Origin of the sequence: Ahrensia sp. 13_GOM-1096m (genome assembly GCF_000620605.1) — a bacterium.
GTDB lineage: Bacteria > Pseudomonadota > Alphaproteobacteria > Rhizobiales > Rhizobiaceae > Ahrensia > Ahrensia kielensis.
In genome coordinates this window covers 143545-169138 of the sequence record NZ_JIAX01000009.1, presented here as the reverse complement: position 1 = coordinate 169138, position 25594 = coordinate 143545, and the positions used below count along the sequence as shown (strand labels likewise).

16 protein-coding genes are annotated in these 25594 nt (G+C 48.3%); 9 read left to right on the top strand and 7 right to left on the bottom strand.

Annotated features, from left to right (window positions below; translation table 11 throughout):
* Positions 1–41 precede the first annotated feature (41 nt).
* Together N530_RS0104725 and N530_RS0104720 are read right to left on the bottom strand one after the other, a co-directional pair.
* Positions 42–845, bottom strand: coding sequence for a DsbA family protein (locus N530_RS0104725; RefSeq protein ID WP_155851916.1), 804 nt, complete (start codon positions 843–845; stop codon positions 42–44).
* 11 nt (positions 846–856) lie between these two features.
* On the bottom strand, positions 857–2188 hold the full coding sequence (locus tag N530_RS0104720) for a M48 family metalloprotease (RefSeq protein ID WP_247869167.1): 1332 nt from the start codon (positions 2186–2188) through the stop codon (positions 857–859).
* A gap of 251 nt (positions 2189–2439) precedes the next feature.
* Between N530_RS0104720 and N530_RS0104715 the strand changes: the two genes are divergently transcribed.
* Positions 2440–3549 carry a pyridoxal phosphate-dependent aminotransferase gene (locus N530_RS0104715; protein ID WP_051540765.1) on the top strand — a complete coding sequence of 370 codons (1110 nt, stop codon included), beginning with the start codon at positions 2440–2442 and terminating at the stop codon, positions 3547–3549.
* Positions 3550–3630: 81 nt separating this feature from the next.
* Here the strand turns inward: N530_RS0104715 and N530_RS0104710 are convergent, their stop codons facing one another.
* Entirely contained in the window at positions 3631–6546 is a 2916-nt protein-coding gene (locus tag N530_RS0104710) for an Rne/Rng family ribonuclease (protein ID WP_026479767.1), read from the bottom strand.
* Between the two features lie 603 nt (positions 6547–7149).
* Between N530_RS0104710 and N530_RS17430 the strand changes: the two genes are divergently transcribed.
* The 3 genes from N530_RS17430 (at position 7150) to prfB (ending at position 12321) form a co-directional block, all read left to right on the top strand.
* A complete protein-coding gene (locus tag N530_RS17430) occupies positions 7150–8472 on the top strand; it encodes an N-acetylmuramoyl-L-alanine amidase (RefSeq protein WP_051540764.1) in 1323 nt (440 codons plus the stop codon).
* A 177-nt stretch (positions 8473–8649) separates the two neighbouring features.
* Positions 8650–11109, top strand: a complete 2460-nt coding sequence (locus tag N530_RS0104700; RefSeq protein ID WP_026479766.1) for a penicillin-binding protein 1A — start codon at positions 8650–8652, stop codon at positions 11107–11109.
* An 86-nt stretch (positions 11110–11195) separates the two neighbouring features.
* Positions 11196–12321 (top strand): peptide chain release factor 2 gene (prfB, locus tag N530_RS0104695; RefSeq protein WP_155851915.1). Its coding sequence is split into 2 segments (ribosomal slippage): positions 11196–11264 and positions 11266–12321, totalling 1125 coding nucleotides; the frame shifts between segments, so codons are not numbered across the junction.
* Between the two features lies 1 nt (position 12322).
* On the opposite strand, the gene gap is transcribed toward prfB, so the two are convergent.
* Positions 12323–13375: a type I glyceraldehyde-3-phosphate dehydrogenase gene (gene gap / locus N530_RS17425; RefSeq protein WP_051540763.1), complete on the bottom strand. Its 1053-nt coding sequence runs from the start codon at positions 13373–13375 to the stop codon at positions 12323–12325.
* 306 nt (positions 13376–13681) lie between these two features.
* On the bottom strand, positions 13682–14170 hold the full coding sequence (locus tag N530_RS0104685) for a hypothetical protein (protein ID WP_026479764.1): 489 nt from the start codon (positions 14168–14170) through the stop codon (positions 13682–13684).
* A gap of 174 nt (positions 14171–14344) precedes the next feature.
* Here N530_RS0104685 and N530_RS0104675 point away from each other — a divergent pair, with 174 nt between their 5' ends.
* From N530_RS0104675 to N530_RS0104660, 4 genes are all read left to right on the top strand, one after another.
* On the top strand, positions 14345–17143 hold the full coding sequence (locus tag N530_RS0104675) for a DNA methyltransferase (RefSeq protein ID WP_026479763.1): 2799 nt from the start codon (positions 14345–14347) through the stop codon (positions 17141–17143).
* Positions 17144–17351: 208 nt separating this feature from the next.
* Positions 17352–18950: an isocitrate lyase gene (locus N530_RS0104670; protein ID WP_026479762.1), complete on the top strand. Its 1599-nt coding sequence runs from the start codon at positions 17352–17354 to the stop codon at positions 18948–18950.
* A gap of 159 nt (positions 18951–19109) precedes the next feature.
* Positions 19110–20132 (top strand): TRAP transporter substrate-binding protein, encoded by a 1023-nt coding sequence (locus N530_RS0104665; protein ID WP_026479761.1) that lies wholly within the window; start codon positions 19110–19112, stop codon positions 20130–20132.
* Between the two features lie 175 nt (positions 20133–20307).
* Positions 20308–21474 (top strand): HPP family protein, encoded by a 1167-nt coding sequence (locus N530_RS0104660; protein ID WP_026479760.1) that lies wholly within the window; start codon positions 20308–20310, stop codon positions 21472–21474.
* Positions 21475–21828: 354 nt separating this feature from the next.
* Here N530_RS0104660 and N530_RS0104655 read toward each other — a convergent pair whose 3' ends face one another.
* Both N530_RS0104655 and N530_RS17420 read right to left on the bottom strand, forming a co-directional pair.
* Complete coding sequence (locus N530_RS0104655) at positions 21829–23592, bottom strand: reverse transcriptase family protein (RefSeq protein ID WP_026479759.1); 1764 nt, start codon at positions 23590–23592, stop codon at positions 21829–21831.
* Between the two features lie 779 nt (positions 23593–24371).
* Complete coding sequence (locus N530_RS17420) at positions 24372–24920, bottom strand: TetR/AcrR family transcriptional regulator (RefSeq protein ID WP_051540761.1); 549 nt, start codon at positions 24918–24920, stop codon at positions 24372–24374.
* A 108-nt stretch (positions 24921–25028) separates the two neighbouring features.
* On the opposite strand from N530_RS17420, the gene N530_RS0104645 reads away from it, so the two are divergent.
* On the top strand, positions 25029–25415 hold the full coding sequence (locus N530_RS0104645) for a hypothetical protein (RefSeq protein ID WP_026479758.1): 387 nt from the start codon (positions 25029–25031) through the stop codon (positions 25413–25415).
* The last annotated feature ends 179 nt before the right edge of the window (positions 25416–25594 follow it).

The following is a 25594-nucleotide window of genomic DNA, read 5'->3' as shown; positions in this document are numbered from 1 at the left end:
ATCAACCTTATACCCACATTAAATCGCATTTTTTATCGTATTTAACAGTTTGTACTGCCGCATTTGCGCATATTTTCAATTTTTTCGATCAGCAAGTCTTTACCACGTGCGCCAACCACAACTTCACCACCAATAACATAAGATGGAGTACCGGTAATGCCTAAACCGCCGGCCAAACTGTCCGTTTGGCGAAAGCTATCAATGATTGCCGGATTGTTCATTTCATCACGCAAAGCATCCATATCAACGCCGCTATCTTCTGCAATTTTGAGCGCTAGCGCTTCGTCAAGCTGTTCGTCTTGGCCCATCATTGCCACGTGATAATCAAAATACTTTTCTGGCGCAGTGTTTTTATAGGCAAGGGCGACCTTGTGAACGGCAATGGAATTCGGGCCGAAAATAGGAAATTCTTTAAGCACGAATTTCACATTTGGGTCCGTTTGGAGAATATGCTGCATGTCGGGAAGACTGCGGCGGCAATAACCGCAATTATAATCGAAGAATTCGACAATCGTGACATCGCCATCAGGATTACCAAAAACCGGATCAAATGGATTGTTAAAAATAGCGTCGCTAGATTGCGCGAGAATTTCGCTTTTTTGCTCTATCGATTCCTGCTCTTGCTTTGTTTCGAGAGCCTGCTGAACTTCGATCATGATCTCTGGATTTTCAAGCAGATATTCACGAACGATTTGCCCAATCTCTTCTTTTTCAGCTTGATCAAATGCTGAGGCAGTGCCGATAGACATCATGATGCCAGATGCAGCCAAACAGGATGCGAAAGCCATAGCAGAAACGCTGGATTGAATACGTTGCGCTGTCGATTTAAGTGTAATTGGCGTCATAATTATCCTGTTTAGTTTTTTGGACTTTTGAATCGGAGTATGTCGTCTGCACGTAACCATTGCGGGGCATTTTTTGGAAATGCCTGCTTAGCACGTGCTGCAAATTGTTTTGCAGACTTATATTGGCCTGCATAGAACTGCGCTTCAGCCGTGGCAAGATTAGCGCTGCCAGTATCGCCCAAGCGGCCATAGGCCATTGCTAGATGCCGGTGCGCATTGGAATTGTTTGGATCAAGCGAAATGGCGACTTCTAGCTCACCCACAGCACGGCGCAAATCTTCATTTGTACCGCTTAGCACAAGCGCATGGCCCAAACCCACCATCATGTTCGGCGAACGGGCACCATCAATGCGTACAGCATCAGAAAAAGCTTTTGCCGCGCCTTTGGCATCTTGCGCACGCAGCAGTATTTCGCCTTTGATTTCATGATAATAGGCATTGTTCGGGCTGCTCTTGATGAGCTTATCAATCATCGGAACAGCATTGCGCGGATTGCGATACAGAAAGGTGGATATGGCTTGTCCATATTGGTGAGCAACAGAGCCTTTTGCGCCAGAAAACGCGCTTTCCGCAGCATTTGGACCATAGGTATAGGCAAGAATTTTAGCGCGAACCTTATCATGGCGCACTTGCAGCGACGACGAATCTTGCTTGTTAAAATAGGGGCTTTGCTTGGCCAGAATTTCAAGTGCGGCAATGCGCTCGCGGGGCAGAGGGTGGCTCAAGCGGTAAGGGTTGATGCGGTCGCGCACAAGCGACAAATCTTTATGAAAGCGCTCAAAGGTTATTAAAATACCTTTGGTCGATTGTTTCGTCGCATTCAGATAATCAACGGCTGAGCGGTCTGCGGCAAATTCTTCTGTTCGCTGATATGAAAGCAGGCCGCGCTGTGCCAGCTCCGCACCGCCCATGGCTATGCCTGCGCCAGCTCTCGCGCCATCGCCGCTGCCTTGTGAAGCTGCTGCAACGACGGTTGCTGCCCCAAGAATAGAAGACACAACGGCAATTGTTTGCGCACGGTCAAGCTGTTGGCGAAGCCTATCTTGGTGGCCACCAGCTAAATGGCCAATTTCATGGGCCAAAACGCCGATCAATTCATTGGGCGTATCTGAGTCCACAATAGCGCCCAGATTGACAAAGATTTTGGTGCCAGAAACAAAAGCGTTAAATGATTTGGAATTGACAAGAACCACATCGACGCGGTTTCGCCGAATGCCTGCAACCTTTAAAAGCGGCACGACATAATCATTCAGCAGCTCTTCAATTTCCGCATCGCGAACAATCGGCAAGTTTGATTGAGCGTAGGCTGCCTTCACGGGTGCCATTGAAATAGCAACCAGCATTAAGCCAGCGACAATATTTTTGCGCCATAGTGATTTAAAGCTGATTTTTATCAATTGGCAAAGCCTTCCAATGATTCCATATGAAACACGCCTTACCTCGTGTTGATCCATTCGTACCGTCATTTGAGCATCAAACAAAGCAAAATCATGGCACTTAACGTCAACGTGAAGTGCAAAAGCGAAAAGTAAATTAGGAAAAGTCTGTGCAACCGAAACTCTCTACAAGAAGCAATGTTGAACCTTTTCACGCAATGGACGTGCTTGCAGAAGCAAACCGTCTGAAAGCTGCAGGCAATAATGTTTTATCATTGGCAGTTGGTCAGCCAGGGTCGCCAGCCCCGCAAGGTGTGCGCGATGCGGCAGCGCAGGCAGCGCTCCATGCGCCCATTGGTTATACCGATGCGCTTGGCCGTGCCGATACGCGCGAAGCGATTGCACAGCATTATGCGGACCATTATGGCGTAAGCGTCTCGCCTGACCGCATTGCGATTACCACAGGATCATCCGCTGGTTTTATGCTGGCATTTTTAGCGATCACAGAGCCGGGCGGGCGCATTGCCATTGCAGCGCCGGGATATCCAGCTTATCGCAACATCATCAAATCGCTATCGCTTGAGGCTGTCGAGATACCATCTGGTGATGCGTCAAGCAGCGTATTTGATCTGGATGCACTTCTTGCTGCGCATAGGACGAAGAAGATTGATGCGCTGATGATTGCTAGCCCTGCAAATCCAACGGGCGCAACGGTGAGCAAAGCTGAGCTGACGCAAATTATTGAGGTCTGTGACCGTGAAGGCATTAGTTTCATTTCTGACGAGATCTATCATCGCCTTAACTATGTGGCTGATGATCTAACGGCATTGTCGGTCAGCGATGATGCGATCGTCATCAATTCATTCTCGAAATATTATTGCATGACGGGTTGGCGTATTGGCTGGATGGTGCTGCCGCAAAACATGGTCAGAACCGTCGAAAGATTGGCCCAAAGCCTTTATATTTGTGCGCCAGAAATTAGCCAAATTGCTGCACCCAAAGCATTTGAAGCGACCACGAGTTTGGAACTGATTAAGGACGGTTATCGCGCCAATCGTGCGCTTTTGATGGAAGAACTGCCGAAAATGGGCATCACTTTCGCTGCGCCGCCAGATGGCGCATTTTATGCGTGGTGCGATGTGTCAAAACATACCAATGATTCGATGGTCTTTGCCAAAACGATGCTGCGTGAGATTTTTGTCGCTGCTGCGCCGGGCGTTGATTTTGACCCGATAAATGGCAATCGTTTTATGCGTTTTTCCTATGCTGGAAATCATGATGCGATTGCTGAATCAATCGAGAGAATGAAAAACTGGGTATCTGTCTAAGACAAGTTTTTAAATCCTAGATACAAAAAAGCCCGCTCTACCAATAAGATAGAGCGGGCTTTTGATTCAGATCGTTAGGCTTTAGCCAAGCAGCTTGCGTGCCCACCATCCGCCTTTTTTAGGCTTCGGCTTGTCGCTTGTTTCAGAAACAACAACCGGTTCAACATCATTGTTGATATTGGCCTCTGTTGCCCGAACACGCTTAGGCGCATCTTCTTCGCTGTTACTTGGCGGCGTTGTTTCGGCCGCAGCTTCAACCGCCACTTCTTCACGCTTTGCCAGAACAGGCTTTTCGGCTGCTTCAACTTTTGGCGGCTCTACGGGAGCAGCAGTTACTTGAACCGCATTGTTGCTTTGTGCAGCAACCGGCTGAGATTCTACTTCAGGAGAGGCGGCTTTATCATTATCGTTCTTGGTATCAGCGTCATTATCGCTGGAACCATTGGCCGTGTTATCGCGCCCGTTTTCATTGCGGTTACGTCCGCGGCCACGTCCACGATTTCGGCGGTTACGGCTTTTTGCGTTGCCTTGATTATCACCATCTTGTTCCGGTGAACCATTGTCCTGCTGATCGTTGCCATTATCCGAAGGCTGTTCGCTTTCAGCTTTCGGGTTGGCTTCATCCCAAGCAGCCGCAAACTCAACCATAGGGCCGATGAGCTCAACATTTGGAACGCGGTCAAACCGGCTCTTGCGACCACGACCGCCGCGACGACCACGTGAACGACGGCGGCGCTTACCGCGACCATTGTTGCTGTCATTATCGTCGGTATCGTCACCATCTTGGTTTTCTTGAGTGCCACTTTCTTCAGTTTCAGAATCAGACGCGGCATTCTGTGTCTCATCACCATTGCTGTCGCGGTTTTTACCACCACGGCGGCGGCGACGGCGCTTATTGCGATTGCCTTGTTCTTCCTCAGTCTTTGGTGCTTCAGGTGTTTCTTCGCCAATCGCATTTTGAATGAGAATTTCGTCATCACCATCTTCAACAATCTCGACGTAGTTTTCGTCTTCGCTGTCGTCGTAATCAATGGTCACATGGGTTGACGCACGTTTTGGAAGGTTTGAAACCTCGCCGCGATCAATCGCGACCATATCAGCGCCAACACTATCATCAATCTCAACGGTAATTTTGAGACCAAAGCGTTGCTCCATGTCGATAAGCGATTCGCGCTTGTCGTTTAGAAGGTAGAGCGCAGTCGAACCAGGTGTGCGCACTGTCACGTGATTCTTATCATTGCGGATCAAATAATCCTCAATTGAACGAATAACATGAAGAGCAACAGACTGCGACGAGCGCACGAGACCAGTGCCTTCACAATGCGGACAGATCTGCATTGTGCTTTCAAGCACGCTGGCGCGCATACGTTGACGGCTCATTTCGAGTAGACCAAAATGCGATATCCGGCCAACTTGAATGCGGGCGCGATCGTTTTTCAGGCAGTCTTTAAGCTTCTTTTCAACCGCACGGTTGTTGCGGTTTTCTTCCATATCAATGAAATCGACCACGATAAGGCCGGCAAGGTCACGCAAGCGTAGCTGGCGCGCAACTTCTTCAGCAGCTTCCAGATTGGTCGCTATCGCCGTTTCCTCAATGGAGTGCTCGCGGGTCGATTTACCCGAGTTCACATCAATGGCCACCAAAGCTTCGGTCTGGTTGATAATAATGTAACCACCGGATTTCAGCGTCACCTGCGGTGTCATCAGCTTATCAAGCTGCGCTTCCATGCCGGTGCGGGCAAAAATGGGCGATGAATCAAGCCAAGGTTTTACCAGCTTTGCGCTGCCCGGCATTAACATCCGCATGAAATCTTTTGCCTGACGGAAGCCTTCTTCGCCAGCAACCGTAATTTCGCTAATATCTTTGTTAAACAGATCGCGGATCGACCGCTTGATCAGATTGCCTTCTTCATAGACCAGAGACGGTGCAGAAGATGACAGTGTCAGATCGCGCACATTATCCCAAAGGCGCATCAGATATTCATAGTCGCGCTTGACTTCGCCGCGTGTGCGGTTTGCACCTGCAGTCCGCAAGATAACGCCCATGCCTTTCGGCACTTCGAGATCCTTGACCATATCTTTCAAACGGCGGCGATCATCCGCGCTTGTGATTTTGCGAGAAATGCCGCCGCCACGTGCGGTGTTTGGCATCAATACAGAATAGCGACCCGCAAGCGACATATAAGTTGTCAAAGCTGCGCCCTTGTTGCCGCGCTCTTCTTTAACAACCTGTACCAAAATCACTTGGCGACGTTTGATAACTTCTTGAATTTTATATTGTTTGCGCGAAGGCCGGCGGCGAGGGCGTGAATCCTCAATCGCGTCATCATCATCGGCAACAACATCGACATCTTCGTCGCTTTGATCATCAGTTTCATTGGCGTCATCTTCATCATCATCTGATGTATCAAGATCGACTTCTTCTGAAATGACATCATTATTGTTTATTGCGGCTGCAACATTGACGACAGCTTCAACAAAAGCGTTCTCGCCATTATTGGCTTTCATCCGTTCTTCATAGATAGCCAGCAGCGCATCAAATGCGACAGGTTCGGCTTCAGGAACAGATTTTTGTGCATTTGGCTGATGATTGCGGCCATTGCTGTTGCGGTCATCTTTACGACCACGCCGACGGCGTCCGCGTCCGCGACCTTTGTTTTGGCTGCGCGCTTCGGCTTCTGCGTCATCATCTTCTTCTTCAGCATTCGCAATCGCGGCATCTTCTTCAAGAAGCGCCTGACGATCTGCCAGCGGAATTTGATAATAATCAGGGTGTATCTCGCTGAATGCGAGAAATCCGTGGCGATTGCCACCATAATCGACAAATGCAGCCTGTAGCGATGGCTCTACGCGCGTTACTTTTGCGAGATAGATATTACCGCGTATTTGGCGTTTGTGTTGTGATTCAAAATCGAAGTCTTCGAGGCGATTCCCTTTAGTGACGACAACCCGTGTTTCCTCCGGGTGGGAGGAATCGATAAGCATTTTGTTGGACATTGTAGTTTATTCCGACAGTCCACGTGACACCTCTTATAAGCCTATGCGCTACTGCGGATAGGCGGTGATAAGTAAATGCGCCGAGGCGAACTGATTTTTGTGTGATGTGGCTGCGACGAAGCTTCATGATGATCGCTAAGAGGGGCAACGCGCGAAGCGTTGTCTCATTCCTCATGGCGTTTTTGTACATTCTCATGGCCCGTCGGCATTCCAATTTATGACCGCATATAGCAGTCGGTGATATGATGCCCGTTATCGGGCTAGGACGTGCAATCTCGTAATTAAAGACGCTTGGTCCCTGTTAAAAACCTCTGACCTAGCATATCGGACAGCGGTAAATTCTTTGTCGCACTGGCGCGTATTCGCTCAGTGGATTACTTCAACTTAGGTTTTCGCATGCAAAGTCGCAAGTGATTTAATTCACTGAGGCGCAATAAGAAGAACGATTAGTGTGAATTTGTTGTCTCAGCATACTTGTTCTTACGTAATGCTTATTGTGGTAAGCTGTAAAACCTAGGGCGAGGCCAAGTTCTCGCTCAATATTATTTGTAAATCACTGGTTAACCATAAATGCATAAAATGCAGGATAAATAGCGATCAATCATGCGTGTAATTGCGTATATGCCAACAAGCGGGATGGTTTGCGTGTTAGCACGGCAGCAAAATCAACGAATAAATTGGACGCAAATGGTCTTTGTGCGCAAAATTTTTGCCTTGCTACTGCTTATCGGCTGGCTGATTGGCGGACTAACAGTCGCTTATGCACAGCACACCAATGTGCCTCTTGCCCTTTCAGCAAAAGTTGAGGGCGGCGATGAAGATATGTCGATCACGCTTATCTTTGACCGCAAAGTTGATATGGTTCCGCAATTGCTTAATCATCCATGGCGTTTGGTGCTTGATTTTGAGCGCCTTGGCTTTGGGTTTGAAATTGACCAGAAAGACTGGTCCGGTTTTGCCTCTGATATGCGGTGGGGCGATATGAGTGATGTAAATTCGCGCATTATCTTTGAAATGGATAAACCTTTCCGTATTGCCGAAATCAAAGCGCAGGAAAACAAAGGCAACGATACATTCAGCCTCGTTCTTTCGTTAAAGCAAAGCGACAGCGACACTTTTAATGCGGCAATGATTGACAATATGCGCACGAATGCAGTGGTGCAGCGCGACACGAAATCAGATCGTCTTGGTGTCTCTGCAAAGCCTGTAGTGTCGAAAAAGTTTACAGTTGTGCTTGATCCTGGCCATGGCGGCATTGATTCTGGGGCGGTTGGGCGTCACCAAACGTTGGAAAAGGAAATAGTTCTCGCCTTTGCCAAAGAATTGAAGGCAAGATTTGATGCCGAAGGTAATGTCGAAGCGATTTTGACCCGCGATAGCGATGTATTTATCCCGCTTAATGATCGGGTTCAGTTTGCGCGCCAAAGTAATGCCGACCTCTTCATTTCTATTCATGCTGATTCTATTCGTGAAAATTATGTGCGCGGCGCGACCGTTTATACAATTTCAGACAAAGCATCGGATAGTGTTGCTGCAAGCATTGCTGAGTCTGAAAACCGTGCCGATGAAATTGGCGGCATCAATTTTGCTGATGAACCTGAAGATGTGGCAGATATACTTGTCGATCTAGCACGTAGAGAAACGCTGGGCTTTTCGGTTCAGTTCGCACGGCTTGCTGTATCAAAGCTCCAAGAAGAGACAAAAATGATCAATAACCCGCATCGTCATGCTGGTTTTAGAGTTTTGCGTGCTCCAGATGTGCCATCTGTATTGATTGAGCTTGGTTATTTATCAAACGCTGAAGATGAAAAGCAGCTAACGCAAGCGAGTTGGCGCGCAAAAATTGTCAATCAAATTGCGGAATCTGTGAGTCGTTTTGCTGAATTGTCGGGCAGGAGACTCTCAGTGGCCAATGAGAAAGAGTGACCTGAACAATAAATCCCTTGTCGTTTTTGTTGCACAATAGCAACGATAGCGCGAAGTGTAGGGGAAAATAGCTGGCGTGGATTGGCGCTTGCCATTTTAACGTCTAATTTGGCGTTCAGGCGCAAACATAAAGATTTAAGAGTGTCGTTTGACACTGGTTCAATAGGTGAATTCATAATGTTGAGACTGCTAGGCTATTTTTTTGGCATAGGCGTTGTCATGTTCTTACTCGTTGCGGCGGGTGTATTCATCTATATTGGTGACTTATCAAAAGATCTTCCTGATTACGAAGTTTTGGCCAGTTATGAGCCTCCGGTGACGACCCGTATTCACTCTTCCGACGGGCAGTTAATGGGCGAATTTGCACGCCAGCGGCGTTTGTTCATACCAATTCAGGCCGTGCCGGATCGTGTAAAAGCAGCTTTTCTTTCTGCTGAAGATAAAAACTTTTATCAGCATCAGGGCGTAGACTTTTTGGCCTTAGCGCGGGCTATGGTGACGAACATACAAAATTATCGCAACGATAAACGTATGATTGGTGCCTCCACGATTACGCAGCAGGTCGCGAAAAACTTCCTTCTTACAAATGACAGAACAGTTGATCGTAAAATCAAAGAAGCGATTCTATCGTTCCGAATCGAACAGGCTTACTCAAAAGACCGTATTCTTGAGCTTTATCTTAATGAGATTTTCTTTGGAGCAGGTGCATATGGTATTGCTGGTGCGTCGCTCACCTATTTTGGCAAATCCGTTAATGAGCTTGATTTGCATGAAGCTGCATATTTGGCGACCTTGCCAAAGGCACCGAGCAATTATGACCCATTTGATGACACAGAAGCGGCAACCGAACGCCGTAACTGGATTATCGAACGTATGGTCGAAAACGGCTATGTAACGGGAGAAGAGGCTGAATTAGCGCAAGCCAAAGGCCTTGGCGTTAATTATCGCCGATCTGGCTCTTACGTTTTTGCCGCTGAATATTTCACCGAAGAAGCCCGCAAGGAAGTTATCGACCGCTATGGCGAAGATGCACTTTATGAAGGCGGCTTATCGGTTCGCACAACACTTGACCCTCGCTTGCAGGATATTGCTCGGCGCTCATTACAATCTGCCTTGATCAAATATGACCGCGGTTGGGGCTGGCGTGGTGCAGAAAAGACAATCGACATATCTGGCGATTGGGGTATCCCGCTTGCTGCACAGAAAGCATTGCGAGATCGCCCAGAATGGGATGTTGCCGCTGTTTTATCCGTGTCTGAAAATGGCGCAGATATCGGTCTTAGACCAGCTACAGAGGTTTCAGGTGCCGTCGACGGTGAGCGTAAGCGCGGCTTCATTAAAGCCGAAGGCTTAAAATGGGCTTTCCGCATGCGCGACAAAGAAAGCAATCGCGTAACCGCCAAATCAATTGATGACGTTCTTAAAGCCGGCGACGTAATTTTTGTCGAAAAATCAGGCGAGGGCAACGAATATGATCTTCGCCAAGTTCCCAAAGTGTCTGGCGCCTTAGTGTCTATGGACCCAAATACGGGACGTGTATTGGCAATGGCGGGCGGCTTTTCTTATTATGAATCGCAGTTCAACCGCGCCACGCAAGCCAATCGTCAGCCCGGCTCATCATTCAAACCGTTCGTTTATGCGGCTGCGCTTGATAATGGTTACACGCCAGCCTCTGTTATCTTAGATGCGCCTATTAAGCTTGTTTCGGGCGGTGAAGTCTGGGAACCAAAGAACTATTCAGGCGGCGGTGCTGGACCTTCAACATTGCGTCTTGGTATTGAGCGCTCACGTAACTTGATGACGGTCCGTCTTGCAAAAGATATGGGCATGCGCCTTGTTGCTGATTATGCAGAGCATTTTGGTATTTATGATAAAATGCTGCCGGTTCTTGCGATGTCGCTTGGTTCTGGTGAAACAACGGTCATGCGTATGGTTTCAGCCTTTTCTGTGCTTGCAAATGGCGGACGTCAGATTAAGCCATCAATTATCGACCGCGTTCAAGACCGTTACGGCAAAACGATTTACAAGCAAGACAGCCGGATTTGTGAAGGCTGCAACGCGTCGCGCTGGGTTGGCCAAGATGAGCCAGAACTCGTTGATACACGCGACCAAATTCTTGATCCGATGACGGCTTACCAAATCACATCAATGATGGAAGGCGTTGTCTTGCGCGGTACTGCCACGAAACTTCAAGCGCTCGGCCGTCCGATCGCTGGTAAAACGGGTACGACCAATGATGAAAAAGACGCATGGTTCGTTGGCTATACGCCCAATATGGTAACCGGCGTCTATATCGGTTTCGACCGTCCACGTGCGATGGGCAGGGGGTCGACAGGCGGTGAACTTGCAGCGCCCGTATTCCAAGCCTTTATGTCCGAAGCGCTTGAGGGCGTAGCGCCCGTGAGCTTCAAAGTGCCGGACGGCATGACGATCATCAACATTAACCGCAAAACTGGTTTGCAGGCGGATGGTCCTGTTGGCGGCGATATTATCGCTGAAGCCTTTAAGCCTGGCACTGGTCCTGCGGATACTTATTTCGTGATTGGTGAAGAAGTAGCGCAGCAGCGCGAACGCCAGCGGGCAATTTCACCCAATGCACAGCGCGCTGTAGAAACAAACTCCGGTGGACTTTTCTAACCATTGACCCCTTTACATTGTACTCAGGCTTTTCCTAAAAGCCTGAGACATCATTTGTAACTCATTTCAAATTTGGACCTTTATTTATGCGCGCGGAAATTTCGGCACTTGTCGATGACATCAAGCAGGCGATCGCCCTGTTGAGGAGGCATCTTTGACTGGGATGCAGCTTCCAAAAGATTAGATTATCTAAATTCACGCGCCGAAGATCCTGATCTTTGGAATGACCCCGATGAAGCGCAAAAATTGATGCAAGAGCGCCAGCGCCTTGAAGAGATGACAGGCGCAATCAAAGCATTTGACCAAAATCTGGCCGATAGTGTTGAACTCATTGCGATGGGCGAAGAAGAAGGTGACCAAGACACGGTAACCGACGCCGAAGAGATCATTAAAGCCATGCAAGGCGACATTGAAAAAATGTCGATTGAAGCCTTGCTGTCCGGCGAACTTGATTCCAGCGATACTTTTGTTGAGGTGCATTCCGGTGCTGGTGGCACAGAGAGCCAAGATTGGGCGAGCATGCTGTTCCGCATGTATTCGCGCTGGGCAGAGCGCCGCGGCTTTAAAGTGGAATTGCAGGAATATTCTGCCGGTGATGAAGCTGGCATTAAATCCGCAACCATTCTTGTCAAAGGGCACAACGCCTATGGCTGGCTGAAAACCGAAACGGGCGTTCATCGCTTAGTGCGTATTTCGCCATTTGACTCCAATGATCGCCGCCACACATCGTTCTCCTCCGTTGGTGTCTATCCTGTGATTGACGATAACATTGAAGTTGAAGTGTTGGATAAGGATATTCGCATCGATACATTCCGCTCGTCCGGTGCAGGCGGTCAGCACGTGAACACAACGGATTCCGCGGTTCGGATCACACACTTTCCAACGGGCATCGTTGTGACTTCATCAGAAAAATCACAGCACCAAAACCGTGCGAACTGTATGAAAGCATTGCGTGCGCGGCTTTATGACATGGAAATGAAAAAGCGCGAAGATGCGGCAGCTGCCTCCCATGATGGCAAAACCGATATTGGCTGGGGCCACCAAATTCGCTCTTATGTGATGCAACCCTATCAGCTGGTCAAAGACTTGCGCACCGGCGTTGAATCAACAGCGCCTCAAGATGTGCTCGACGGTGCGCTTGACCCGTTTATGGAGGCTGCCTTGGCCGCCAGAGTTGACGGCGCTAAAGGCGATGTGGACGATCTGAACTGATCTAAGCCGCGGCAACCAATCTATCAGCCTTAACGGGCTGAGCCGCTTGCATGACTTTTCCCATATGCCGCGCGACATCAGTCATGCGGCATGAAAACCCCCATTCATTGTCATACCAAGCCATAACCTGAACCATTGTGTCGCTCATGACTTTTGTTTGCGCAGGGGCAAAGCATGATGATGCAGGGTTGTGGTTAAAGTCGATGGAAACTTTTGGCGCAGGATCATAAGACACGATGCCCTTGAGCGGACCTTCAGCGGCAACGCGCATCGCCTCATTGATCTCGTCGATGGATGTGGCGCGTGAGGCAACAAACTTCAAATCAACCAGAGAAACATTGGGCGTTGGCACGCGCACAGATGAGCCGTCCAATTTGCCGTTAAGCTCAGGGATTACGAGACCAACAGCTTTTGCGGCACCGGTTGATGTGGGGATCATGGAGTTGGCCGCGGCGCGTGCGCGGTAAACATCCTTGTGGTGACGGTCGAGCGTTGGCTGATCGCCGGTAAAAGAGTGAACCGTGGTCATAAAGCCATGCTCAATGCCAATTGCCTTGTTCAAAATATAAGCCATCGGCGCAAGGCAGTTGGTGGTGCATGATGCAGCTGAAACAACCAAATCATCTGGCGTTATTTCTTCGTGATTGACGCCGTAAACAATTGTTTTGTCGGCTGGTTTGCCAGGGGCAGAAAGCAGCACGCGTTTTGCGCCAGCCTCAATATGCGGCATGGATTTTTCCGTTGAATTAAACGCGCCCGTACATTCCAGCACAATATCAACACCCAAATCATCCCAAGGCAGGTTCGCCGGATTGCGGTCTGCAAAGAACGGCACAAAGCCGCGGCCCGTATCAAAACCTTTTTCAGTTTCGGTAATTTCACCCGGAAATAGACCGTGCACAGAATCATAGCGGAGCAAATGTGCGTGGGTGGAAACTGGACCGGAATTGTTGATCGCAACAACCTCAATATCATCGCATCCAAGCTCTTGAATGGCGCGGTATGTTAGTCGGCCAATGCGTCCGAACCCGTTAATGGCAACACGAATAGTCATTAAAAATCTCCAATTTTTAGTGCTAACGCACACATCTTCGCCGCCACTTAGTTTAATTTTTTTAAAAACGAAACCCTCCAAAAATTTATTAAACGATTGAAATCATAAAGAATTCACAGGCTTGGTAAATTTAAATGTTTTAAATCGGTTTAAACGAAAGCTGCTTTCTCTTCAGCCAGCTGCTCCCCGATAGGTACATTGCGAAGCAATCACCAAGAGGGTGCGACGCGCGGAGATATATTCGCGCAGCTGCATCATCGCACTCTGGTTTGAGGCAATTGAAACGACACAACAATGTAAGTGGCGTCAGGGCGGTATGGCGTCTTCAAGCGTAAGGGCAGGGTGCATCATTGATAGGCCGTCAGAAAACGCATTGCTTTGCGCGGCAAGTTTCATCGCTGCAACCTGCGCACGAGCAGCAATAATGTTGGACAATCGCCGCACGATAGCGCGCAGATTAAGCAATATATGCCGCAGAGATTTGAGGCGCTTCATGATGCCACCAATTGTAAGCGTGCCAAGCGTGAACGCGGTGTTGAAAGCCATAAAATCACTGGCCGCTTTCTCATAGTCCGGCGAAAAACGCTTTTTAATTTGGCCATGATAAAAAATTGCGACCAGCAAGCATCCGGCGGCTTTTTCAGCATTTATGATGAGATCGAGAGCCCATGCGGACAAACGGCGCGGTAGTGGCTTGTCTGCGCGCACATTGATAAAATAGGCCGCACTTAGCCAGCAGAAAACAATGCGCAAAAGCGCAATCCTGTTTCTTTCTATGGCGACGGCGATGTTCATGCGCGCTCCGTTGTTTGGCGCACATTATGAGGACGGGAGCGGCGGGGTGGATAAGTCTTCGCCCAAAATCTCTGACTATGAGAAATAGAAAGTAAATTCACGGCATTGATGAAGACTAAACTTTAGATTTTGCGAGAGTGGGGCTAACCTCTGTGCGATATTGGGGGAATCAGCATGTCACTAAGCTGGAATGAAATACGGGTGCGCGCAAAGCAGTTTGCCGCCGATTTTGTTGATGCACATTATGAGAAAGGCGAAACCCAAACCTTTTACAATGAGTTTTTCGAAGTATTTGGCATCAAGCGCCGCCAAGTGGCACGCTATGAGGAGCAGATAAAAAAGCTATCAGGCAATACGGGCTTTATTGATCTTTTTTGGCCCAAACATCTGCTTGTTGAACAAAAAAGCGCTGGTCGTGACCTGAAAGCTGCCGCCGACCAAGCAGGCGAATATTTTGATGCGGTCAAAGACAGTGAAAAACCACGCTTTCAATTGCTCTGCGATTTTCAAAATTGGGAATTACTGGACCGCGATACCCGTGAAAGTTGGTCATTCACGCTAGCAGAACTGCCGGAAAAAGTTGATCTGTTTGCCTTTATGATCGGGCGTGAGAAACGTACCTATCAAGACCAAGATCCTGTTAACATTGAAGCGTCCGAACTCATGGGCAAAATTCATGATGAGTTGGAGGAAAATGGCTATAAGGGCAATGATCTTGAGCGTTATCTGGTGCGGCTGCTGTTCATGCTGTTTGCCGATGATACGGGTATTTTTCAGCCGCGCGATCATATGCTTGATGTCATCGAGAACCGAACTAAAGAAGACGGTTCCGATTTGGGGCTGTGGATTCAGCAGGTGTTTGAAATTCTCGACACGCCAGAAGATGAGCGGCAGAAAAACCTTGATGAGGATCTGAATAAATTCCCCTATGTGAATGGGGAGCTTTTCAGCGAAAGACTGCGCACGGCAAATTTCAACAGCGCCATGCGCGATACTTTTTTAGAAGCTTGTCGCTTTAACTGGTCAAAAGTGTCGCCCGCGATTTTCGGCTCTCTGTTCCAATCTGTCATGGACCCTGCTGAAAGGCGTAAAAAAGGCGCGCATTACACCACTGAAAAGAACATTATGAAGCTCATTGGGCCATTGTTTCTTGATGAGCTGCGAGATGAATTCGCAAAGCTGAAAGCCTTAAGACGTGAAAAATTTAGTAAGTTAGAAGCCTTTCGTAAGCACTTGAGCACACTTACCTTTTTAGATCCTGCCTGCGGGTGCGGAAATTTTTTGATTATTGCCTACCGCGAATTGCGCCGCCTTGAACTTGATTGCCTTGTGGAGCTGCGCAAGCAAAATGTAGGTGGCAAGGACATGTTGGGCGCACAATCGCTTTCTGATGTGGATGTGAGTCAATTCTACGGTATTGAATTGGAAGAATTTCCCGCACGCATTGCCGAGGTTGCAATGTGGATGATGGACCACATTATGAATGTAGAGCTTGGTGATCTATTTGGCGAAGTATATTCGCGCATACCGCTTAAAAAATCGCCGCACATAACCCATGCCGATGCGCTGGCCATGGACTGGAATGACCTGCTGCCCGCCCATCAATGTTCATACATCATGGGTAATCCACCGTTCATTGGCTCCAAATATCAATCAGTGGAACAACGCCAACAGGTTCGCGATATTGCGGCGCTCGGCGGCTCAGGCGGCACGTTGGATTTCGTGTGCGCGTGGTTTTTGAATGCAGGCGCTTATGTCAATCAGGATAGCACAAAAGCCAAATTCGCCTTTGTGACAACAAACTCTATCGTGCAAGGTGAACAGGTAGCGCAGCTTTGGCCGTTAATGTTTGACCGCTACAAACTGGAAATCATTTTTGGCCACCGCACCTTTGAGTGGGGCAGCGAAGCGCGCGGCAAAGCCCATGTACATGTGGTGATTATCGGCCTCACGCGCCGCGACATGGAACCTGCGGTTAAGCGGTTGTTTTCCTATGAAACAATTAAGAGTGAACCTGAAGAAACAACGCATAAAGCGCTAACAGCCTATTTGTTCGGTGCTGATGATGCGTCAAACCGCTATCGCGTTGTAAAAGAAGAAAGTAGGCCGATAAATGGTCTTCCACGCTTGCTTACTGGATCAAAGCCACTTGATGGAGGACATTTTGTATTAAGCGCAGAAGAAGCTGCCCTAGTAATGAAAGAGGACAAAGTTGCTGCAAAAGCCCTTCGACCATATATTGGTGCACAGGAATACATCAATGGCTGGACGCGATGGGTTTTGTATTTTGCAGACTTGACCCCAGCAGAAATAAAATCTTCAAAGTTCCTAAAAGAGCGCTTATCGGCGGTCTCTAGTTGGAGATCAGATAGTAAAAGCAAACCAACTTTAGCAATTGCCAACACACCAAGTATTTATCACGTGACTGTGGTTCCAGTTGCTCCTTTTCTTGCTATTCCGAATGTTAGTTCTGAGCGCAGAGAGTATTCGCCAATCGGTTGGGTCACACCGCCAATAATACCGAACCAAAAATTGCGTGTCTTGCTTGATGCCTCAGAAGTGCAATTCGCCATCCTTACTTCAGCCATGCACATGGCTTGGATGCGCGCAATTACAGGGCGCATGAAAAGCGATTACATGTATTCTGTCGGTGTAGTCTACAACACGTTCCCTTGGCCCGAAATGAACGATAAAGCTAAAGAGAAAGTCGGCGCCTTGGCGCAAGCAGTTTTGGATGCGCGCGCGCAATTTCCTGATTCTACGCTCGCAGATTTGTACGATCCAGATTTAATGCCGCCTGTTCTGCGCAAGGCGCATACGGCGCTGGATAAGGCGGTCGATAAACTCTATCGCTCTAAACCATTTGAAAGCGAGCGCGAGAGGGTGGAGCATTTGTTCGGTCTTTATGAAAAAATGGTCGCGCCTCTGGAGGAGAAGGCCAAGGAAAAACCTAAGAGAAAAAAGAAGGTTTGACTAACTGGGTTGTCACAATTTTTACAACCCGACAAAACTTCTCCTAATTCTCTGTCACGGATTTACATCATTATTGTGCGGTGAAACACGATTTATCTGGCTTTTGCTGCGCTGCACTCTTTAGACATTGCTCCATGAACACAGCGAATGCGTTCGTTGTTACAGTTTTTACAACTAAAGGCGCAGAGCGTCTCAAGGAGCAAGTAAGATGAGCTACACAGCTGAAATCGACGCAGCAAAAGCGACAATCGCGAAAAACGGCCCATCATGGAGCGGCATTGATGCGGAATCAGTTGCCCGTATGCGTGCGCAGAACAAATTCCAGACCGGTCTTGATATTGCCCGCTACACCGCTGGTATCATGCGCAAAGACATGGCGGCTTATGATGCCGACCCTGCCAATTACACCCAGTCGCTTGGTTGCTGGCATGGCTTTATCGGCCAGCAGAAAATGATTTCTATCAAGAAGCATTTTGGCACGACAAAAGGGCGTTATTTGTATCTTTCCGGCTGGATGGTTGCTGCGCTTCGCTCGGAATTCGGCCCATTGCCGGACCAATCTATGCATGAAAAAACATCGGTTCCTGCATTGATCGAAGAGCTTTACACCTTTTTGCGCCAAGCCGATGCGCGTGAATTGGGCGGTCTTTTCCGCGATTTAGATAGCGCCAAAGAGAGCGGCGATCAGGTGAAAGCTGCCTCGATTCAAAAAGAGATCGACGAGCACCAGACGCATATTGTTCCGATCATCGCGGATATTGATGCGGGTTTCGGTAATGCTGAGGCGACATATTTGCTGGCCAAAAAAATGATTGAAGCGGGTGCTTGTGCGCTGCAGATCGAAAATCAGGTTTCTGATGAAAAGCAATGTGGTCACCAAGACGGCAAGGTTACGGTTCCCCATGATGACTTTTTGGCGAAAATCCGCGCGTGCCGCTATGCATTCATGGAACTCGGCGTTGAAGATGGCATCATCGTTACACGCACAGATTCGCTGGGTGCGGGTCTTACAAAACAGATCGCTTATTCTGCAACAGACGGCGATATTGGCGACCAATATAACAGCTTCCTTGATTGCGAAGAAGTAACAGCCGACGATCTGCGTTCATCGGATGTTGTTATCAAGCGCGATGGCAAGTTGCTGCGTCCAAAACGTTTAGCCTCAAACCTCTTCCAGTTCAAAGCTGGCACGGGCGAAGATCGCTGTGTTCTTGACTGTATCACGTCGCTTCAAAATGGTGCGGACCTGCTTTGGATTGAAACTGAAAAACCACATATCGGCCAGATTGGCAGCATGGTGAACCGTATCCGCGAAGTTATGCCTAATGCGAAGCTGGTTTATAACAATTCGCCGTCATTTAACTGGACGCTTAACTTCCGCCAGCAGGTTTTCGATATTTGGCAGGAGCAGGGCAAGGATGTTTCAGATTATCAGCGCGACCGTTTGATGAGTGTTGATTATGATACAACGGAATTGGCAATCGAGGCCGATGAACGCATCCGTACATTCCAGAAAGATTCAGCGCGTGAAGCGGGTATCTTCCACCATTTGATCACGCTGCCGACTTACCACACGGCTGCATTGTCGACCGACAATCTTGCCAAGGAATATTTCGGCGAGCAGGGCATGCTTGGTTATGTTGAAGGTGTTCAGCGCAAAGAGATTCGCCAAGGTATCGCCTGCGTTAAGCACCAGAACATGGCTGGTTCTGATATGGGCGACGATCATAAGGAATATTTTGCCGGTGAAGCTGCACTTAAAGCAGGCGGCAAAGACAACACAATGAACCAGTTTGCGGCTGAATAATAACGCGCTAATTGGTAATATTACTGAAAAAACAAACAGGTGTCCTGAAATAGGGCGCCTGTTTTTGCTTGTGTGGTGCCGAATAAACGTTGCAACGCATTTTTTACATGACATTATACCGCCAAGCCCGATAGGGCGACAAATAAACGGGAGGCTTTTATGAATAGACGTCATTTAATCATTGGTGCAGCGCTTGCAGCAATGATGAGTACAACTGCATCTTATGCGCAGGAAATCACACTGCGTTTGCACCAATTTCTGCCAGCACAGGCATCAATCCCCAATGGTGCGATCAAGCCATGGATTGAAAAGGTTGAAAAAGAATCAGAGGGTCGCATCAAGATCGAGCATTTCCCGTCAATGCAATTGGGCGGTAAACCACCTGCGCTTTACAGCCAAGCGGTGGATGGCGTTGCCGATATTGTGTGGACGGTTGTGGGCTACACGCCTGGCCGATTCCCGAAATCTGAAGTGTTTGAATTGCCGTTCATGAGCGGCGATTCAGCCACATCATCAAAAGCATTCCATGAATTCGTCAATGAATATGCATTGGATGAATACACAGATTCGCATCCAATCGTGTTCCACACACATGGACCGGGCTTTATCCATTCCAACAAACCAGTTGCAACAATTGAAGACGTTAAGGGCCAAAAACTGCGTGGCCCAACCCGCGTGATCACGAACTTGCTCGGTAAACTTGGCGCGACACCTGTTGGCATGCCGGTTCCAGCTGTGCCTGAAGCGGTTTCAAAAGGGGTTATCGATGGCGCGGTTATTCCTTGGGAAGTAACATTACCATTGAAAATGACTGAATTGACAAAAAACCATTCTGGTTTTTCCAAAGCGCCGGGCCTTTATACAGCAACATTCGTCATGACGATGAACAAAGCAAAATATGAAAGCCTGCCGGATGATCTGAAAGCGGTGATCGACAACAATTCCGGTCCTGAAGTCTCCAAACTTTTTGGTCAGGCCATGGATGATATGGATAAGGTTGGCCGTTCGAAAGCTGATGAAACCGGCAATACGATCATTGATCTGGAAGATCAGCGCGAAGCATGGATGAAAATCGGTGCGGAAGTTGAAGCGGACTGGATTGCTGAAATGGATGGCAAAGGCGTCGATGGCGCAGCGCTGGTTAAAGCTGCGCGTGAAGCGATTGCTAAAAACGCTGAATAAATTTCAGCTTATTTTAAGAAAATCAGGCGGTCAGCAATGGCCGCCTTTTTTGCACTCATTTTATCGTTGTAGAATGATAATTCAATATTCGCACTTATTTGAAAAATACTTGCCTATACAATTCAAAATGCATGTGACAAAGCGCTGTGCAACGCAGGGCACATAGATTTTATCAATGACATTTGTATCCAACATGCTGCGGTCTCTTGGACCGCCTATCGGTCTTGCATCGCCAAGAGAAGCGCTTCGGGCAGGCTTTGGGGCGTTGCTAGGCCTCGCACTTGCAGGTTTTTTTCTCTCGCTTCTGCCGATAGATTTGCAGCTGCGTCTCTATTTGATTGCCCCTTTTGGTGCGAGCGCTGTTTTGCTTTTTGCGGTTCCAAACAGTCCATTGGCGCAGCCTTGGTCGGCAATTGTTGGTAATATAATTGCAGCTTTAGTTGGCGTTGCTGTGTGCCTGTCCGTGCCTGATCTTACTTTGCGCATTGCTCTGGCTGTTGGCCTAACCATCGTTGCGACATCTTTGTTTCGGGCGGTTCACCCGCCAGCAGGTGCCGTTGCTATGACGGCTGCCTTGAATTCTGATGCGGTGGCTGAGCTTGGATTTCAGTTTGCGCTAACGCCAGTTGCCGCAGGTACAATATTCCTCGTCATCACGGCTACGATTTATGCAAAATTAACAGGCCGCCGATATCCATTTCGCCAGTTTGATGAGCCTAACAATTATGGCACGCAAGATCCGGCGCCCATAGAACGCCTTGGTTTGTCAGAGGATGAATTGGTTGAAATTCTGGAGCGCTATAAGCAATCATTCAATTTGGGTGTTGAAGATTTGGCACGGCTAGTTGGTGCGGCCGAAATGCAAGCCGCAACCCACAGAACAGGGCCGCTCAGCGCCGATGATATTATGTCGCGCAATCTTGTGACGGTAAAACCGGACACCGTGCTGGCGGACATTGCGGCGCTGTTTCGCCGCCATAAATTTACCGCACTGCCTGTTGTCGATCATGACGGCCATTATTTAGGGGTGATTTTTCAAATTCACCTTATTAGCCGCGGCACGCAAGATGCGGATAATTCAACACTCAGATTTAGTGCTGCTATGGCGCGTTTGCTGACCAAAAAATCAGATAGGCCCGTATTGGCGCATGAGGTGATGGATGTTGATGGACCGCGCGCAACGCCGACAACTTCCATTGGCAAGCTTTTGCCATTAATGGCGCAAGGTGAGGTCGATGCAATACCAATCCTTGAAGATAATTCCATCGTTGGCATTGTTACGCAAACAGACCTGATTGCCGCCTTTGCGCGCCGTAGCCTGCCGGAAAAAACTCATATTTAGTTCAGTGACGTTGATAATATACGCTATCGGTTGTTTAGGGCCAGCTGGGTGTGAAATGACGCCCTAAGCATTTTCGACGATAGCCGAATGTGAATATTTGAATATGAAAGCGAATATGAAATAGGTTTTGAAGTATTTCGCGTGCGACAGAAAGGTTTTTACAAACAAAGGTTTGGGAAAGCGCCCGAATGTCTCCTTGGAGCCCAATTATGACTTTCACTGCGCTGCAGAAAGTTGGTAAGTTGGCCGTAGCCGACCTTGGTGCGGATCGCGTCTAATGACCGCTCAATGCGGACGCGTGAGTTATCGCCGCGTTCACCACATGGCGAACTCACAAACGGGTTTTCCGGATAGCTACAAGTTTTCAATATCTGGATTGACGAGTGGATTTCGACGTCCGAATTCTTCGCCCGTATCTGCGTTCACAATGAGCCGAATTTTATCTCGCAACATTTCGAACATGTTGGCTTTTCGCCGGTAGTCATTTTCTGACAGATTCGTTGTGAGGTATCTGCAAAAAGTAGCCAACATGAAATCTGGTACAGCAACGCCAAAATACTTCTTGTCGACGATGTCTATGACGACATACTCTGGACATCTGTTATTTTCGCGGAGCAGTTCTTTCCACACGTCATCAACTGTTTTTGTGATCGCATCTTTGGAAACTTTGCTCGTTTGTTCAAAATGAAAATATGCCGCACGACTTTCGGCAGCCATTAGTCGACGCTTCAAGACGAATCTCAAAAGCTCTAAATAGCAGTCTTGGTAGTCGGCGGTTAGCTTTCCAAAGACAATGTAACCATTGAACGGAAGAGGCTGAAGTGCCGATAGGTAGATTTTCCGCAAATCTTCAGTTGTATCTGTAAAGTGCATTCCCTTCTTATCAATTTTTTCTCGATTACCATCGGACCATGGGTCGGCCAAATAATCTTCCAAAACTTTTTCGGTTACGTCGTTTAAATGGTCTTGATGCTGAGTGCCACTCATGCCCAGAGCTAAGTATTTTATGCCATTTAATTCGAACTCCGCTTCATCCACATAGAACTGAAAGGGCTTTCTATTTTGGTTTTTGGGTTTGAAGCTCGGAGAATCGCCACTCTCCTCCAAAATTTCTTGCCAAAGTGGGACAATTTTGGAAGCTAAATTGGGCTCGTGAAAAGCGATATATTTCACGCGTCCATCGAGGTGGTTGATATAACTTTGTCGTGCAAAATGATGACTAAGCCCTAAGTGTTCTAGATGATCATCCAATCCGTATTTTTTCGAAAAATGGAGTTCTTGCCGCAAGCTACGTTTCATTCTTTTAGGTGCATGAGGCGCGTCTGTCGCTGACACACTGAGACCCGTAACATAGTGGTTCTGCCCTCGCTTGCTAAGTCGCGTTTTGTCCAGCGCCAACGTGAAATCATGCAGTTCAACGATTTCTGAAATTGCCATTTCTGTTGGTAGCTCTCCCTCGGAGGAAAATGTCAAATCATCAGCGTATCGACTGTAAATGGCTCCATGTTTCTCAGCCAAGCTATTGAGGTCGATGTCCATAATGTGGCTGATCGCATTTGCGATAATTGGACTTGTAGGAAGGCCGAGGGGTAGTTTCCCGTCAATAGACAAAAAGTTGGAAAGCAGTTTCGCAACTTCAGAAGCCACCCCTAAACGTTCCAAAAACGTGCTGATGCGCCCAATTGAAATCGAGGGGAAGTAGTTCTCGATGTCAGCTTTCAGAAGGTATTTTGCTCCAATATGAAATTGAGCGTTTTCACGAATGTTCCTGCCTCGCACGTAGCCACAATTTTGAGGATGAGGAAAACCTGGAACGACTGTCTCAAAGAACAGTGTTAAGCGTCGGGACAAGCCTTTGAGTGCATCGTTAATGTGTGAATTAGCTTCCCAGACAGTTCGTTTTCCTCGTTTTGGATTTCGCTTGGGAATTTCGTGGAGAGAAAAGGTGGGCAAATAGAGTTCTTTGATACCCATTTCAACCACTGGCTCTGCCATAAGCGCTTCATATTCCGCGACGTTGAAAGTCAATGCTCTATCGAAAAACATCTCTTCTAAACCAATATAGGTGAGAAGCTGCTCTTTTGTTTTTATACGCCGTAAATCGTAGTTAAATGCCATTTTTAAAATCTTTAAGGTGGAGCAGCCAGACACACGTAGCAAGTGGTTCCGTAATGGCAGATGCGACTCGCACCTTTAACCTTGTCGCCAAGCTGCTCCGTTATTAAGCCTAGCACAGGTTGTCAGCATTAGGAACAATTCCTCGTTGATTTGCACAATGAAGCCTGAACCTCGCCAAGGGCCGATCAGGTTTTGAAAGGCGACCAAAGTTCGCAATTTTGCAACGGCAGATTTCTGCGCATAGCTGCAGTTCGTGCGGGGCGTAGCGAACTTCCGCTCTCCGCCCTTTTGCAACTTTGAAAGCCAACTTTAACTGGGTCACTTCGTCCGCCCTGCTGCCCTTGGGCTGTCAATTCATATTCAGCCGACCCTATCTGATGGCCAAATGTCATGAGCTACTTCGCAGATGGTGCGAGATTCAATTCTTATAGGTTTTAAGAAGTGCGACCTTTTAGTGCGATCAAAAACATTTCAGTGACATAAATATAACAGTATCTCGCTATGCTAGCAGCTATTGTAGCTTTTCCGTTGAAAGTAAATGCAAGCTATGTCGGTCAAAATTGACGCTAACGGCCCATAGCTGCCCTCTGGGTGGTCCGCAGCGAACGACAGCAAGAAGCTCAAAGTACCGAATGCTGCAAAGTAGACGAACGTCCGCTAAAAGGCGTTCGACGTGTTAATGTGACCAGTCCAAAGAATTGCGCCAGCAACCAAACTCCACGACGCGCAGACCGCTTCAATGATGGTAGTCACAGGTCAGTCTGATCGTTTTCATCGGGTCATTTCTCATATGTCGAGGGCACGAAAATCTTACTGAGTTCGTGGCCGGTCGATGCTGATGTTTGGGTGATAAGGTCTGGGGCAAAGGCCCGACCAATCGCGGCCCACGTCAAAAACACAGCCCGATCCCGTGCTACTTGTTCGGGAAGACCAGTCTCGATCAATAGCTCGGTCAGATAGCTTGTCCGTATCTGGTCGACTTCTGCCAGAGCGACCGCGACCTCATCGTTGACACCACCCCATCTGCGCATTCCGTTCTCTAGCGGTTGAGGCGCATCAATACCCATCTGGATAAGTGCAGAAATTTGAGCCTGCGCGCCCGACAATTTTCCCAACTGCGAAATAATGTCCAGCGTGTTTTCTTCACGCCAAGTGGCCAACAACGCGTCGTGAAAATCTCCGAGCGACGGAAAATGCCAGTAAAAGCTCCCGCGAGAAACACCAAGCGCTTTGGCCATCACCTCGGCCTTGAGCTTTTCATGCCCTTCATACCGCAACACATCAAAGCCGTGTTCGATCCAAGTTTTGCGTGTCAGTCGGTCGGTCATAGGATTACTATACAGAACTGTCTTGTTTGTTCAATACAGTTCTGTATGGTTCTTGTGGAGTTTGCTGACCGTCTTTCGAGGCAATGAAACCAATGGAGAACCAATCGCATGAATATCCCAGTCCTAATTGTGGCCTGTATCATGGCCATCGCAGTTGTCGCGCATGTCTTTGGTGGGACAAGGGAAACCGCCCGTATTGCGCCTGACCCTTCCGCCCAGAACTTAACCCGGCACTGGGTCCAAGCAATGGGCGCATTTCAGATGCTGTCGGTGGATCTGTTGGCTATCGCGCTTCTGCTGTTTGGAGTTGCTCTCTGGGATTTGGGTCCTGCCGAGGATTTAGTCCTAAAAGGCCTGATTGCACTCTTCTGCAGTTGGGGAATTGTTTGGTTCGTTCAAGTGCAATGGCTTAAGCGAACGGGTGCAGGCATACTACAACTCCCTCATTGGGTGATCTGGTTCATCTGTGCGGGCCTTCTATTTTTCGGCCTTTGATTGAAGACCGCGAGGCAGCGGACAAAGTTGGTATCGTTGCTCCTCGGAGGAGGTAACTGGGCGGCTGCAGCAAGCAAAATAGGGCTGGTCCCGACTCGCATAGGTCCCCAATGCGGAAACTCAAGTGGATACCGTGAAGGGCAGCTCTGTCCGCTTTGCTGCCCTTGGGCTGTCAATTC

Bases quoted from the DNA above. Each gene is read 5' to 3' on its own strand.
- N530_RS0104725 (WP_155851916.1), bottom strand. From the start codon at position 845: ATGACGCCAATTACACTTAAATCGACAGCGCAACGTATTCAATCCAGC.
- N530_RS0104720 (WP_247869167.1), bottom strand. From the start codon at position 2,188: ATGCTGGTTGCTATTTCAATGGCACCCGTGAAGGCAGCCTACGCTCAA.
- N530_RS0104715 (WP_051540765.1), top strand. From the start codon at position 2,440: ATGGACGTGCTTGCAGAAGCAAACCGTCTGAAAGCTGCAGGCAATAAT.
- N530_RS0104710 (WP_026479767.1), bottom strand. From the start codon at position 6,546: ATGTCCAACAAAATGCTTATCGATTCCTCCCACCCGGAGGAAACACGG.
- N530_RS17430 (WP_051540764.1), top strand. From the start codon at position 7,150: ATGCGTGTAATTGCGTATATGCCAACAAGCGGGATGGTTTGCGTGTTA.
- N530_RS0104700 (WP_026479766.1), top strand. From the start codon at position 8,650: ATGTTGAGACTGCTAGGCTATTTTTTTGGCATAGGCGTTGTCATGTTC.
- gap (WP_051540763.1), bottom strand. From the start codon at position 13,375: ATGACTATTCGTGTTGCCATTAACGGGTTCGGACGCATTGGCCGACTA.
- N530_RS0104685 (WP_026479764.1), bottom strand. From the start codon at position 14,170: ATGAACATCGCCGTCGCCATAGAAAGAAACAGGATTGCGCTTTTGCGC.
- N530_RS0104675 (WP_026479763.1), top strand. From the start codon at position 14,345: ATGTCACTAAGCTGGAATGAAATACGGGTGCGCGCAAAGCAGTTTGCC.
- N530_RS0104670 (WP_026479762.1), top strand. From the start codon at position 17,352: ATGAGCTACACAGCTGAAATCGACGCAGCAAAAGCGACAATCGCGAAA.
- N530_RS0104665 (WP_026479761.1), top strand. From the start codon at position 19,110: ATGAATAGACGTCATTTAATCATTGGTGCAGCGCTTGCAGCAATGATG.
- N530_RS0104660 (WP_026479760.1), top strand. From the start codon at position 20,308: ATGACATTTGTATCCAACATGCTGCGGTCTCTTGGACCGCCTATCGGT.
- N530_RS0104655 (WP_026479759.1), bottom strand. From the start codon at position 23,592: ATGGCATTTAACTACGATTTACGGCGTATAAAAACAAAAGAGCAGCTT.
- N530_RS17420 (WP_051540761.1), bottom strand. From the start codon at position 24,920: ATGACCGACCGACTGACACGCAAAACTTGGATCGAACACGGCTTTGAT.
- N530_RS0104645 (WP_026479758.1), top strand. From the start codon at position 25,029: ATGAATATCCCAGTCCTAATTGTGGCCTGTATCATGGCCATCGCAGTT.